This is a genomic window from Variovorax beijingensis (genome assembly GCF_003951285.1).
Lineage (GTDB): Bacteria > Pseudomonadota > Gammaproteobacteria > Burkholderiales > Burkholderiaceae_C > Variovorax > Variovorax beijingensis.
In genome coordinates, this window is record NZ_RXFQ01000001.1 from 474,825 (window position 1) to 487,818 (window position 12,994).

Here is a 12,994-nt window from a genome sequence, read left to right on the forward strand (position 1 = left end):
GTGTCCTCATGGCACGCGTATGCGACGTAACGGGCAAAGGCCCGATGGTCGGAAACAACGTTTCCCACGCCAACAACAAAACCAAGCGCCGGTTCCTGCCGAACCTGCAATACCGCCGTTTCTGGGTCGAGACTGAAAACCGCTGGGTTCGCCTGCGTGTTTCGAGCGCCGCACTGCGCCTGATCGACAAGAACGGCATCGACGCCGTGCTCGCAGACCTGCGTGCACGCGGCCAAGCTTAAGGAGCTGAATCATGGCAACGAGCAAAGGCGGACGCGAAAAGATCAAGCTGGAATCCACCGCGGGTACCGGCCACTTCTACACGACCAGCAAGAACAAGAAGACGATGCCTGAAAAGATGTCGATCATGAAGTTCGACCCCAAGGCACGCAAGCACGTCGAATACAAGGAAATCAAGCTGAAGTAATTCGGCCCGGTTTCCCCCGCAAAAAACCCGCTGCTCATTCCAGCGGGTTTTTTGTTGCCTGTCGAATGGCCATGGGCAGCTCCCTGCCCGGCCAAGCAGAGCGCAATGCGACAGGCGCAAAAAAGCCGGCCCAAGAGCCGGCTTTTTGATAGGCGCAGAGGCCTGCCTGATCAGGCGCGTGCGGCGCGCAGGCGGGTCGAGAACTCACGCAGGCCGGCGATGCCGCTGGCCTCAGCGCGGTGGCACCAGGCCGCCAGATCGGCCGCCAGCTGCTCGCGCGACTGCGAGGTGTTGAGCCAGAGCTGGCGCAGCTCTTCGCGCATGGTGACCATCTTGTCGATCACCGGGTGGGCGGCGCGCGCCTGCACGAGGTGCGTGCGGGCCGATGCCGGCACCTTGTCGTCGTCGCGATGCAGCCAGTTCTTGGCCGCCTTGAGCACCGAGATGTCGCCGCCCTTGGTCTTGAGCGCAGCCAGTTCGGCCTTGGTGACGCGGCGCATCTCGCGGGCATAGCCGGCCATGACCTCATAGCGGTTGGCAATCACGGCCTCGAGCGTCTTCTCGTTGGCCACGGGCTGGATGTCGCCCATCAGCATCTTCGGCGGCACCTTCTTGACCTTGGCCCAGCCGATCTTCTGCATCATCTGGATGTAGACCCAGCCGATGTCGAATTCGTACTTCTTGACCGAGAACTTGGCCGAGGTGGGATACGTGTGGTGGTTGTTGTGCAGCTCTTCGCCACCGATGATCAAGCCCCAGGGCGAGACATTGCGGCTGGCGTCCGGCGCCTCGAAGTTGCGGTAGCCCCAGTAGTGGCCGATGCCGTTGATGATGCCGGCCGCCGTGATCGGGATCCACAGCATCTGGACGGCCCAGACCGTGAGGCCGAGCACGCCGAACAGCGCCAGGTTGATGACCAGCATGAGGCCCACGCCTTGCCAGCTGTAGCGGGTGTACAGGTTGCGTTCGAGCCAGTCGTCGGGCGTGCCGTGACCGTAGCGGTCCATCGTTTCCTTGTTCTTCGACTCGGCGCGATACAGCTCGGCGCCGCGCCACAGGACTTCGTCGATGCCCTTGACCTGCGGGCTGTGCGGGTCTTCTTCGGTTTCGCACTTGGCGTGGTGCTTGCGGTGGATGGCCACCCATTCCTTGGTCACCATGCCGGTGCCGAGCCACAGCCAGAAGCGGAAGAAATGCGAGGGGATCGGGCCCAGATCCATGGCCCGGTGCGTCTGCGTGCGGTGCAGGAAGATCGTGACCGCAGCGATCGTGATGTGCGTGGTGACGAGCGTGTACAGCACGACTTGCCACCATGTGAGGTCCCACAAGCCGTGTCCGAGCCAGTCGATGGCCGCGCTCAAAACGGCAGAGTCAGGAATCAACATTGAATTAAGTGCTCCATGGCCACGCGAAGGTGCAGCCTTTCAGTTAACCCGCGATTTTAAGGTGGCAGGGCCAAAAAGAGGCCTTTTGTCCTTTCACAAATGCGCAGATTTACCCTAGTTTGGAGTGCCGTGCCTATTTGCGGTTCCACACCGCTGCAAAGAAACCGTCTGTTGCGTGGCGGTGAGTCCACAGCCGCAGATAGCGGCGGCCGTCCGCTCCGCCTGCGCAGAGCGCCTCGGCCCCCTCCACCTTGAGGCCCTGCAGCAGCTCCGCGGCGTCCTGGGGCACGAAATCGGGGTTGGCGGCGCTGAAAGCCTCGGCAATGGCCTCGTTTTCCTCGGGCAGCACGCTGCAGGTGGCATAGACCAGCCGGCCACCCGATTTCAGCAGGCGTGCCGCGCTTTGCAGGATGGCGGCCTGCTTGACCGTCAATTCCTCGACCGATTTGGGCGACTGGCGCCATTTCAGGTCCGGATTGCGGCGCAGCGTGCCCAGGCCCGAGCAGGGCGCGTCCACCAGCACGCGGTCGATCTTGCCGGCCAGGCGCTTGATGCGGTCGTCCCGCTCATGCGCAATGGCGGCCGGATGCACGTTCGACAGCTTGCTGCGCGCGAGCCGCGGCTTGAGCGCATCGAGCCGGTGGGCCGAGGTGTCGAAGGCATAGAGCCGGCCGGTGTTGCGCATGGTCGCGCCGATGGCCAGCGTCTTGCCGCCGGCGCCCGCACAAAAATCGACCACCATCTCGCCCCGCTTGGCGTCCAGCAGCAGCGCGAGCAGTTGGGAACCCTCGTCCTGCACCTCGACGGCGCCGCGGGCGAAGGCGTCCAGCTTGGTCAGCGCGGGCTTGCCGTCGATGCGCAGGCCCCAGGGCGAGAACGGTGTTGCTTCCGATTTGATAGCAGCCTTCGCAAGCTCGGCCTTGACCTCCGCCCGCTTGTCGGTCAGAGCATTGACGCGAAGATCGAGCGGCGCGGGCTGCTGCAGGCTTTCGACCAGGGCCCAGAAACCGTCGCCCAACTGGGCCTTGAGCGGCCCCGCCAGCCATTCGGGCAGGTTGTGGCGATGGCGTTCGAGCAGATCGTCCGGCTTGACGGCGTCGCAATTGTCGAGCCAGCGCTTTTCGGTGTCGTTGAGGGCGCTCTTCAGGAAGTCGCGCGGGCCATGAAAGCCCAGGATCGCCATGCGGCGCTCCTTCGAACCGCTGCCCGAGGGCGAGAGGTGGTCGAACAGGAGCTTCTTGCGCAGCACGGTGTAGACGGTCTCGGCGAGCGTGGCGCGCTCGCGCGGGCCGAACTCGCGGTGGTCGCGGAAAAAGCGCGAAACGACCTGGTCGGCCGGGTGATCGAATTTCAGGACAAGGCCGACCAGATCGGCGGTGGCCTCCAACAGGGCTTTGGGGTGCATGCCCCGATTGTCTCAGCCGGGCGGCCTGCTACGCCGTGCGCGTCCAGATCGCCCCGAAAGCCTGCCGCTCGATTTCGGCCAGGGTGGGCGAATGGCCGGCCCAGAGCACCAGCGCGGCGCCCGGCAGGCTCAGCGTCTGCTCGAGCTGGCGGCAAAGCTGCCAGCGGTCGTCGTCGTCCAGCCCCGGCAGTTCGATGAACACGACGTAGGCCCGGCGCCACGGGAATTCGCGCAGGATCTTGCGAACCACCCAGGCCCGCGAAATGGGCAGGCAGCGCGCGAGGTCGGCCTGCAGTTCGCCCAGTTCGTGGTCGTTCAGGTCATGCCGGGCGATCTGGCTGAAGAAAGGCGTCTCGGTGATCTCCTCCCAGGCGCGGGCCTCGGCTTCCTCGGCCTCCTTGAGTCGGCCGCGCCAAAGCTTGAGCGCTTCCTCGTCATGGATTCCTGCATCGGGATCCTCGAGCGCGCCCACTGCACTTTTCGCGGCCCACCACCGGCTGGCCGCGCTGGAGCCGTACAGGCGCTCGAGCACGGCCAGGCGCGCCGCGCGGTCGCGCAGAGGCAGCATCTGGGCCAGTCCGCGCAGCGCGCCGGAGTGCTCGGGCGCGATCTGGAGCGCGCGTTCATAGCGGGCACGCACCGGGGCGGCCGGATCGAGCCGCCGTTCGGAATCCGCCCACTCCACCAGTTCGTCGGGTGTGTTGCGCTCGCCCCGAGCCGCAAGCAGGTCGACGCGTTCGCGGATGCGCGAGCGATGCGCGTGGTGCTGCGTCCAGTCGCCGGCGTGGGCGCGGCGCCATTGGTTGTCGAAATGCGCGATCCACTTGGCGCTGTCGGCCAGCATGCCCAGCGCGGGTTCGGTCGACCAGGGCGGCACCACGGCCTTCTGGCCGAGCGCCTCGAGCCGGTCCCGCAGCACCGGATGGGTGTCTTCCAGGTCGCTCACGCGCCGCATGGCTTCGCGCAGGGCCTGGCGCGCGAATTCGGCATCCGGCGGCGTGGCGGCGCGCGCCCTCAGGGCCTCGAAGGGACCGGGCGGCTGTGGCTCCCGTTCGGCGCGCGCCCAGTGCGAGGCCCAGAACTCGTCGGCATACCAGCTGCCCTTGATGGCGATTTCGGTCAAGGCGGCCGCGGCAACGGGCGTGCCCAGCAGGCGGCCGGAGATGCGGTCGGCTTCGTATTCGTCCTGCCGCGCCAGCGCGAAGGTGCGGGCCGCGAAGCGCGGAAAGTACCAGCGAAAAAAGGCCTGCGACACCAGCGCCATCATGCCTTCGTCGCGCTGCAGGCTGGCGTCCAGCTTCAGCCACGAGAGCCGCGTGCGGTAGATCCAGGCACTGAGCTGGCCGTGGTTGCCGCGCAAATGCCCATATTCATGCGCGAGCACCGACAGCAGCCGCCGCCGGTCCAGCATCATGAGCAGCGGCAGCCCGATGCTCAGGGAATTGACCGCCCCGCCGAACAGCCCGAAGCGCGGCACCTGCCGGATGCTGGCGTTGAACTCGTCGTCGAGATAGACGCGGTGGACCGGCGGCCCCTTGATCTTCTTGCGGATGCGCTCGAGCGCCTCGAACAGCGCCGGCGCATCCGCGCGCGAAAGCTCGCGCCCTTCAGGTTCGTCGAACCGAACCCACAGCGCGCGCAGCGTGGCCCACAGCAGGCCCAGGGCGAACAGCAGCAGCCAGCCGCGCGTGAAGCTGAAACGCCCGCGTCCGGCAGCCAGCGCGACCCAGGCGATGATGCCGACGGAAAGCGCGAGGCAGGCCAGCACCCAGAGATAGCCGAGCGCGGCAAAGGCCGCGACGCCGCGCCGGTAGCGCGCGCTGTCGTCCGCGCTGGCATGCTCGCTCAGCCTGACGAGGTGAACAAAATCAGCGCGATCCATCCGACTTTCCTCCACCAGCCTCACATTGAAAGGCCAGCAAGAACATGAACGACAACAACAACGACCTGCCACCCCTGATAGAGACGCCTCCCGGCCGCTATCGGCACTACAAGGGCGGCGAGTACGAGGTGCTGGGCACCGTGCGCCACAGCGAAACGCTGGAACCGATGACGCTGTACCGCGCGCTCTATGGCGCGAAGGGGCTGTGGGTCCGCCCGGCCGCGATGTTCGAGGGCACCGTGGAGATCGATGGCGTCCCCCAACGACGCTTCGCGCCGGCCTAGAACGCTACGTATTCCATAGCGCCAGCCCCAACGCGCCTCAGCCGCAGCGAACGTCCGTCACGCGGCCGCGCGCATCCACATCGAGGTTCAGGCGCCCGCCATTGAGTTCCATCGTCACCGCCTCGCCGGGCTTCAGTGCGCGCACCGTGCCCGCACCGGCGCGCACGCGGGCTGCGGCCTCGAGCTGAGGCGACAGCGGCTGCCCGACAGCGAAGCGCGCGCCGTCCGCATTGCACTGGAACACCGGCTCGGGCGGGGCAGCGGATGCGGGGGCTGGTGCGGGGGCTGGCGCGGCGCAGGCCGACAACAGGACAGCGCCGGCGACCGCGGACAGTAGCGATTGGGTTTTCAATTCGTGCTCCCGAAAACCCGCGAATATAAACAAATTTAAGACGTGTGACTTGATGTATCTTCAAGCCATTCGGCAATGGCGCGTGGATACAACTGATGCTCCTGCGCGAGCACCCGGCCGGCCAGCGTGGCGGCCGTATCGTCCGGCAGCACCGGCACCACCGCCTGCGCGAGGATCGGGCCATGGTCGAGTTCCGTGGTGACCTGGTGCACCGTGACGCCCGCCACCTTGCAGCCGGCGTCGATCGCCCGCTGGTGCGTGTGCAGCCCCGGAAACGCCGGCAGCAAGGAAGGGTGGATGTTGACCAGGCGGCCGGCATAGCGCCCGACGAAGCCTGGCGTCAGGATGCGCATGAAGCCCGCCAGCACCACCAGCGCCGGCGAATGGGCATCGACTGCCTTCGCCAGCGCCTCGTCGAAGGCCTCGCGCGTCGCAAACTCCTTGTGCGGGACCACGGCGGTTTCGATGCCGTGGGTCCTGGCGATCGCAAGCCCCCCTGCTTCGGCCTTGTTGCTGAGGACCGCGGCAACGCGGGCGCCGAAACGCTCGGGCCAGCGGTCGCGCTCGGCGGCATGCACGATGGCCGCCATGTTGGAGCCGCCGCCGGAGATCAGGATCACGATGTTCTTCATGGGAGGCCGGAATTATCTGTGCTCCGCGCAGCTTGTCGCCGCGCGGACACCGATTCACAGCACGACCGTGCTAAAACTCGGAGTTCCGGAGACACGCCGCCGCAGCCGCGACGGCGGCGGACCGATCAACACAGCGAGGCACGCATGGATTTGAGCTTCACGCCCGAAGAACAGAAGTTCCGCGAAGAAATTCGCGCCTGGGTCAGAGAAAACCTTCCCCAAGAGATTTCGCACAAGGTGCACAACGCGCTCGAGCTGACGCGCGATGATTTGCAGGGCTGGGCCAGGATCCTCGGCAAGAAGGGCTGGCTCGGCTATGGCTGGCCGAAGGAATTCGGCGGCCCCGGCTGGACCGCCATCCAGCGCCACCTGTTCGAGGAAGAAACCGCGCTGGCCGGCGCGCCGCGCATCGTCCCGTTCGGCCCCGTGATGGTCGCCCCGGTGATCATGGCCTTCGGCAATGCCGAGCAGCAAAAGCGCTTCCTCCCCGGCATCGCGAGCGGCGAGGTCTGGTGGAGCCAGGGCTACAGCGAGCCCGGCTCGGGCTCCGACCTGGCTTCGGTCAAGACCAAGGCCGAGCGCAAGGGCGACAAGTACATCGTCAACGGCCAGAAGACCTGGACCACGCTCGGCCAGCACGGCGACTGGATGTTCAATCTCGTGCGCACCAGCAACGAGGGCAAGCCCCAGACCGGCATCAGCTTTTTGCTGCTCGACATGAAGTCGCCCGGCGTCACGGTGCGGCCGATCAAGCTGCTGGACGGCAGCCATGAAGTGAACGAGGTGTTCTTCGACAACGTCGAGGTGCCGGCCGAGAACCTGATCGGCGAGGAGAACAAGGGCTGGACCTACGCCAAGCACCTGCTCTCGCACGAGCGCACCAACATCGCCGACGTGAACCGCGCCAAGCGAGAGCTCGAGCGCCTCAAGCGCATCGCCAAGAGCGAAGGCGTGTACGACGACCAGCGCTTCCGCGACGAGATCGCCAAGCTCGAGGTCGACATCGTCGCGCTCGAGATGATGGTGCTGCGCGTGCTCTCGGCCGCCACCTCGGGCAAGAACTCGCTCGACGTCGCGGGCCTGCTCAAGATCCGCGGCAGCGAGATCCAGCAGCGCTACAGCGAACTGATGATGCTGGCCGGCGGCGCCTATTCGCTGCCGCTCATCCGCGAAGCGATGGAAGCCGGCTGGCAGGGCGACTTCCCGGGCAGCAACCCGGCGCTCGCGCCGCTCGCATCGACCTTCTTCAACATGCGCAAGACCACCATCTACGGCGGCTCGAACGAAGTGCAACGCAACATCGTCGCGCAGACCGTTCTCGGCTGACGCCGTAGAACGGTCCGCGCGTCGCGCGACAGGACTGCTCCCCCACACCCCCTCCATGAGGGGGCTCCAGTAAGAGCTTCGCTAGGAACGAAAAATGGACTTCAATTTCTCCGACGACCAGGAACAGCTGCGCGATGCCGTTCGCAAGTGGGTCGACAAGGGCTACGACTTCGAACGCCGCCGCGGCATCGAGGCCAAGGGCGGCTTCTCGCGCGAAGCATGGGACGAACTGGCCGAGCTCGGCCTGGGCGGCCTCTACATCGCCGAAGACGATGGCGGCCTGGGCATGGGCCCGGTGGCCGGCATGGTGGTGATGGAAGAGCTGGGCCGCGGCATCGTGCTGGAGCCCTTTGCACAGACGCTGATTGCCGGTGCCGTGCTCAGCGGCTATGCCAACGCCGACACCAAGGACGGCTGGCTGCCGCGCATCGCCGGCGGCCAGGCCATCGTGGTGCTGGCTCATCAGGAGCGCAAGTCGCGCTATCGCCTCGACGTGTGCGAGGCCCATGCGGCCAAGGCCGGCGACGGCTGGTCGCTGACCGGCGCCAAGAGCGTGGTGCCGGTGGGCGACGAGGCCGACGCCTACCTGGTGCCGGCCAAGGTCGACGGCAGGATCGCCCTCTTCCTGGTCGAACGCAGCGCAAGCGGCGTCGAGGCCCGCGGCTACGGCACGCAGGACGGCGGGCGCGCGGCCGAGGTGGTGTTCGACAAGGCCGACGCCATGCTGGTCACGGCCGACGGCCTGGCCGCGCTCGAATATGCGGTGGACGTCGGCATTGCAGCCACCTGCGCCGAAGCGGTCGGCGTGATGGACAAGACCGTGGCCCTCACCGTCGACTACATGAACCAGCGCAAGCAGTTCGGCGTGACCATCTCCACCTTCCAGGCGCTACGCCATCGCGTGGCCGACATGAAGATGCAGCTCGAGCTCGCGCGCTCGATGAGCTACTACGCGACGCTCAAGCTCAATGCGCCCGCCGAGGAGCGGCGCCAGGCGCTCGCGCGCGCCAAGTACCAGCTCGGCATATCGATGCGTTTTGTCGCCGCGAACTCGGTACAGTTGCATGGCGGCATCGGCGTGACCGACGAGTACATCGGCAGCCACTATTTCCGCAAGCTCACGCAGCTCGAAATGACCTTCGGCGACACGCTGCACCACCTGGGCGAAGTGTCTGCGCGCATGCAGGACACGGCCGGCGTCTTCGCCTGACGCTGTTTTTCCCATAGCATCCAACGCCCGCCCGCCTCACGCCGGCGGGCGTTCTTACTGGAACCCTGCCAGGAACACACATCACATGCCATCACGCCGCACCCTGCTGGCCCTCGGGCTCGCATCGACCGCCATGCTGACCGCCTGCGCCACCGCCCCCTCGCCTTCGTACACCGAACGCCCGCCGATCGTCTTCATGCACGGCAACGGCGATTCGGCCGCGCTCTGGCTGGCCACGATCTGGCGCTTCGAATCGAACGGCTGGCCGCGCGACCGGCTCTTCGCGCTCGACCAGCCCTACCCGCTGGCGCGCGACGACGATGCCGTGGCCCAGCCGGGCCGCAGCTCGACCTCCGATTCGGCCCTCTTCCTGAAGGCCGAGGTCGACAAGGTGCTGAAGGCCACGGGCGCCGGCAAGGTGGTGCTGATCGGCAATTCGCGCGGCGGCAACACGATCCGCAACTACGTGCAGAACGGCGGCGGCGCGGCCGTCGTGAGCCATGTGGTGCTGGGCGGCAATCCGGCGCACGGCATCTGGGCCGTGAAGGGCTTCCGCGAGAACAACGAGTTCTCGGGGCTCTCGGGCTTCATGCAGCAGCTCAACGCACCGAAGGGGCCGAACGGCGACGAGGTCACGCCGGGCGTGAAGTGGCTCACGCTGCGCTCGGACAACAACGACAAGTACGCCCAGCCCGACGGCGTGTGGATCGGGGTGCCGGGCCAGCCGACAAACATCGGCTTCGACGGCCCCGCGCTCAAGGGCGCGACCAACGTGGTGCTGCCGCGCGTGGACCACCGGGAAACTTCGTTCTCGCCCGCGGCGTTCGCGGCGACCTGGCAGTTCCTGACCGGCGAAGCGCCGCGCAGCACGGCGGTGGCGCCCGAAGCGAAGGTCGTGCTCGACGGCCGGGCGGTGGGTGCGGAGAACCTTTCGCTCAATGGCGGGCAGGTCACCGTGTACGCCGTGGATCCGGCCACGGGCGCACGACGCGGCGATGCGGTGCACAGCAAAAGCATCGGCGCCGATGGCCGCTGGGGTCCGTTCAATGCGCGCGGGGACACGGCCTACGAGTTCGTGCTCAGCGCACCCGGCTACGGCATCACGCACATCTACCGCAGCCCGTTTCCGCGCAGCAGCCGCGTCGTGAACCTGCGGCCCGAACGCCTCACGCCGGCCGATGGCAGCGCCCAGGCGGTGGTCGTCTTCACGCGGCCGCGCGGCTACTTCGATGCGCAGCGCGACAGCATGCGCTTCGACGGCCAGAGCCCGCCGCCCGGCGTGCCGCCCAGGGGCTCCGGCGTGTCGAGCTCGCGGCTGCGCCTGGCCGCCGCGCAACCGCAGCGCGCCGTGACCGGTGAGTTCAACGCGGAGCGCATCACCGGCCTGGCCTGGCCTGCGGCGCAGCAGCACGTGACGGTGCTCGAATTGACGTATTGATGGATCGACGAGGGCCAAGGACATGAACGACACGACTTCTCCCTTCGTGCTGGCGACACGCGATGCGCGCGGCGTGGCCACGCTGACGCTGAACCGCCCGGCCTCGTTCAACGCCCTCTCCGAGGGCATGCTCGGCGCGCTCGAACAGGCGCTCGCTGATATTGCGGCCGACGACACCGTGCGCGCCGTCGTCATCGCGGCAGCGGGCAAGGCCTTCTGCGCGGGCCACGACCTGAAGGAAATGCGCGCCGAACCCTCGCTCGGCTACTACCAGCGGCTGTTCGAGCGCTGCGGCGCCATGATGCTGTCGATCCAGCGCCTGCCCGTGCCGGTGATCGCGCGCGTGCACGGCATCGCGACAGCCGCGGGCTGCCAGCTGGTCGCGGTGTGCGACCTGGCGGTGGCCTCGAGCGAGGCGCGCTTCGCGGTCAGCGGCGTGAACGTGGGTCTGTTCTGCGCCACGCCCAGTGTCACGCTGTCGCGCAACCTCGGCCGCAAGGAGGCCTTCGAGATGCTGGTGACCGGCGAATTCATCGGCGCGGAGGAAGCCCGCGAGAAGGGCCTGGTCAACCGGGTGGCGCGATCCGGCAAACTCGACGCCGCGGTGGAGGCGCTGGTGGCGAGCATCGTCGCCAAGCCGCGCCAGGCGCTCGCGCTCGGCAAGGCGCTGTTCTACCGCCAGCTTGAAACCGGCATCGAGGCCGCGCTGGCCGATGCCAGCCAGACCATGGCCTGCAACATGATGGACGAGAGCGCGCTCGAAGGCGTTCAGGCCTTCATCGAGAAGCGCCCGCCCGACTGGAAGCGCTAGGTGTCGTGCAGCCGCGAACTCTGCGGCAGGTGCGCCATCAGGAACTCCATCTGGTCCGCCAGGATGCGGCGGTTTCGCAAAATGAAATCTTCCCAGAGGCTGGGCACGTAGGGTGCATACAGCAGCGGCATGTTGGCCTGCTCGGGCGTGCGGCTGCTCTTGCGGTGGTTGCAGGGCCTGCAGGCCGTGACCACGTTCATCCAGGTGTCGATGCCCTTTTGCGCGAACGGAATGATGTGCTCGCGCGTGAGCTCGTCTTCGTGGAAATGCCCGCCGCAGTAAGCACAAATGTTGCGGTCGCGCGAGAACAGCTTGCTGTTGGTGAGCCCCGGGCGCTGGGTGAAGGGGTTGATGCGCGGCACGCCCTTGGTGCCGATGATGCTGTTGATCGCGATCTGCGACTGCTGTCCGGTGATGGCATTGTGGCCGCCACGGAACACGGCCACCTGCGCGCCCACCTCCCAGCGGACTTCGTCCGCTGCATAGTGGATGACCGCCTGTTCGAGCGATATCCATGACTGGGGCAGCCCTTGGGCCGACAGCTTCAAGACCTTCACCACACGCCTCCTCAAAAAGGGAAGAATCACGGAAAGACCAGGGACACGGAGCGCGCCGGAGACCACTTCAAGCGACGCACTGAGTCACAATATACCGGCTTTGTGACAAAACGGCCTGATGTGCCCATTCGACGGGCAAAAGGCGCTATCAAAAAGATACCCACCCATGCAGGTTTTCCGCGGCTTCCGGCACCCGGGCGTGGCTCCGGCCTGCGCCCTCACCATCGGCAATTTCGACGGCGTGCACCGTGGCCACCAGGCCATGCTGGCGCTGTTGCAGACCGAGGCGCGCCATCGCGGGCTGCCCAGTTGCGTGCTCACCTTCGAGCCGCATCCGCGCGACTATTTCGCCGCCGTCACCAAGAAACCCGACCTGGCACCGGCGCGCATCGGCACGCTGCGCGACAAGCTGACCGAGCTCGCGGCCTGCGGCGTCGCGCAGACGATCGTGCTGCCCTTCGACGGCCGGCTGGCGTCCCAATCGCCCGAGCAATTCATCCAGAACGTGCTGATCGACGGCCTGGGCGCGCGCTACGTGCTGGTGGGCGACGACTTCCGCTTTGGCGCCAGGCGGGCCGGCGACTACGCCATGCTCGACGCGGCCGGCGATGCGCACGGCTTCGATGTGGCGCGCATGAACAGCTACGAGGTCCATGGCCTGCGCGTTTCCAGCTCGGCCGTGCGCGAGGCGCTGGCCGAGGGCCGCATGGCCGACGCCCAGCATCTGCTCGGCCGGCCCTACACGATCTCGGGCCACGTGGTCCATGGCCGCAAGCTCGGCCGCGCGCTGGGCGCCTCGGCACCGGGCAAGGACGACGGTTTCCGCACCCTCAACCTGCGCTTCAAGCACTGGAAACCGGCGGCCAGCGGCATCTTCGCGGTGCTGGTGCACGGGCTGGCCGACCAGCCGCTGCCGGGCGTGGCGAACCTCGGCGTGCGCCCCTCGCTCGATGCCAACGACGTCAACGCGGGCCGCGTGCTGCTGGAGACGCATTGCCTGGAGTGGCCCTCGCATCTGGGAGCCGAAGGGGCCTACGGTAAAATCGTCCGCGTGGAACTCCTGCACAAACTGCACGACGAATTGCGCTACACCAGCCTCGAGGCCCTGACTGCGGGCATCGCGAAGGATGGGCGCGACGCGCGCGCGTTCTTTGCGTCGACCCACGCCGAAACCCACCGCCAGACCACGCGCGATCGAATTTAGCCCTGCACGCACCGTGCTGCCGCCCTTCGACAAGCTCAGGGCGAACGGCTTTTCTTCCGCACCGACCGCTCAATGCAGTTC

General features: G+C 67.0%; 14 protein-coding genes. 8 read left to right on the plus strand and 6 right to left on the minus strand.

The window, feature by feature from the left end:
- Positions 1–8: 8 nt before the first annotated feature.
- Together rpmB and rpmG are read left to right on the plus strand one after the other, a co-directional pair.
- Positions 9–242 (plus strand): 50S ribosomal protein L28, encoded by a 234-nt coding sequence (gene rpmB, locus EJO66_RS02300; protein WP_007830293.1) that lies wholly within the window; start codon positions 9–11, stop codon positions 240–242.
- A gap of 11 nt (positions 243–253) precedes the next feature.
- Positions 254–427 carry a 50S ribosomal protein L33 gene (rpmG, locus tag EJO66_RS02305; RefSeq protein WP_007830291.1) on the plus strand — a complete coding sequence of 58 codons (174 nt, stop codon included), beginning with the start codon at positions 254–256 and terminating at the stop codon, positions 425–427.
- A gap of 170 nt (positions 428–597) precedes the next feature.
- Here rpmG and EJO66_RS02310 read toward each other — a convergent pair whose 3' ends face one another.
- The 3 genes from EJO66_RS02310 to EJO66_RS02320 form a co-directional block, all read right to left on the minus strand.
- The gene (locus EJO66_RS02310) at positions 598–1,812 is read right to left on the minus strand and encodes a DesA family fatty acid desaturase (protein ID WP_124957311.1); all 1,215 of its coding nucleotides are present in this window, start codon (positions 1,810–1,812) and stop codon (positions 598–600) included.
- A 133-nt stretch (positions 1,813–1,945) separates the two neighbouring features.
- Positions 1,946–3,217: an RsmB/NOP family class I SAM-dependent RNA methyltransferase gene (locus EJO66_RS02315; protein WP_124957312.1), complete on the minus strand. Its 1,272-nt coding sequence runs from the start codon at positions 3,215–3,217 to the stop codon at positions 1,946–1,948.
- A 28-nt stretch (positions 3,218–3,245) separates the two neighbouring features.
- Complete coding sequence (locus tag EJO66_RS02320) at positions 3,246–5,099, minus strand: M48 family metalloprotease (RefSeq protein WP_125964555.1); 1,854 nt, start codon at positions 5,097–5,099, stop codon at positions 3,246–3,248.
- A gap of 44 nt (positions 5,100–5,143) precedes the next feature.
- Between EJO66_RS02320 and EJO66_RS02325 the strand changes: the two genes are divergently transcribed.
- Positions 5,144–5,383, plus strand: a complete 240-nt coding sequence (locus EJO66_RS02325; protein ID WP_124957314.1) for a DUF1653 domain-containing protein — start codon at positions 5,144–5,146, stop codon at positions 5,381–5,383.
- 37 nt (positions 5,384–5,420) lie between these two features.
- Here the strand turns inward: EJO66_RS02325 and EJO66_RS02330 are convergent, their stop codons facing one another.
- Positions 5,421–5,735 carry an I78 family peptidase inhibitor gene (locus EJO66_RS02330; protein WP_124957315.1) on the minus strand — a complete coding sequence of 105 codons (315 nt, stop codon included), beginning with the start codon at positions 5,733–5,735 and terminating at the stop codon, positions 5,421–5,423.
- Positions 5,736–5,770: 35 nt separating this feature from the next.
- On the minus strand, positions 5,771–6,367 hold the full coding sequence (gene purN, locus EJO66_RS02335; RefSeq protein ID WP_124957316.1) for a phosphoribosylglycinamide formyltransferase: 597 nt from the start codon (positions 6,365–6,367) through the stop codon (positions 5,771–5,773).
- 144 nt (positions 6,368–6,511) lie between these two features.
- Here purN and EJO66_RS02340 point away from each other — a divergent pair, with 144 nt between their 5' ends.
- From EJO66_RS02340 to EJO66_RS02355, 4 genes are all read left to right on the plus strand, one after another.
- Positions 6,512–7,693: an acyl-CoA dehydrogenase family protein gene (locus EJO66_RS02340; protein ID WP_125964556.1), complete on the plus strand. Its 1,182-nt coding sequence runs from the start codon at positions 6,512–6,514 to the stop codon at positions 7,691–7,693.
- A 94-nt stretch (positions 7,694–7,787) separates the two neighbouring features.
- Positions 7,788–8,903 carry an acyl-CoA dehydrogenase family protein gene (locus EJO66_RS02345; RefSeq protein WP_125964557.1) on the plus strand — a complete coding sequence of 372 codons (1,116 nt, stop codon included), beginning with the start codon at positions 7,788–7,790 and terminating at the stop codon, positions 8,901–8,903.
- Positions 8,904–8,988: 85 nt separating this feature from the next.
- Positions 8,989–10,341 (plus strand): alpha/beta fold hydrolase, encoded by a 1,353-nt coding sequence (locus EJO66_RS02350; protein ID WP_125964558.1) that lies wholly within the window; start codon positions 8,989–8,991, stop codon positions 10,339–10,341.
- A gap of 22 nt (positions 10,342–10,363) precedes the next feature.
- The gene (locus tag EJO66_RS02355) at positions 10,364–11,152 is read left to right on the plus strand and encodes an enoyl-CoA hydratase (protein WP_124957320.1); all 789 of its coding nucleotides are present in this window, start codon (positions 10,364–10,366) and stop codon (positions 11,150–11,152) included.
- Here EJO66_RS02355 and EJO66_RS02360 read toward each other — a convergent pair.
- Positions 11,149–11,709, minus strand: a complete 561-nt coding sequence (locus EJO66_RS02360) for an HNH endonuclease (protein ID WP_124957321.1) — start codon at positions 11,707–11,709, stop codon at positions 11,149–11,151. The genes EJO66_RS02355 and EJO66_RS02360 overlap by 4 nt on opposite strands.
- Before the next feature lie 166 nt (positions 11,710–11,875).
- Between EJO66_RS02360 and EJO66_RS02365 the strand changes: the two genes are divergently transcribed.
- Positions 11,876–12,913, plus strand: a complete 1,038-nt coding sequence (locus tag EJO66_RS02365; RefSeq protein ID WP_124957322.1) for a bifunctional riboflavin kinase/FAD synthetase — start codon at positions 11,876–11,878, stop codon at positions 12,911–12,913.
- Positions 12,914–12,994: the final 81 nt, after the last annotated feature.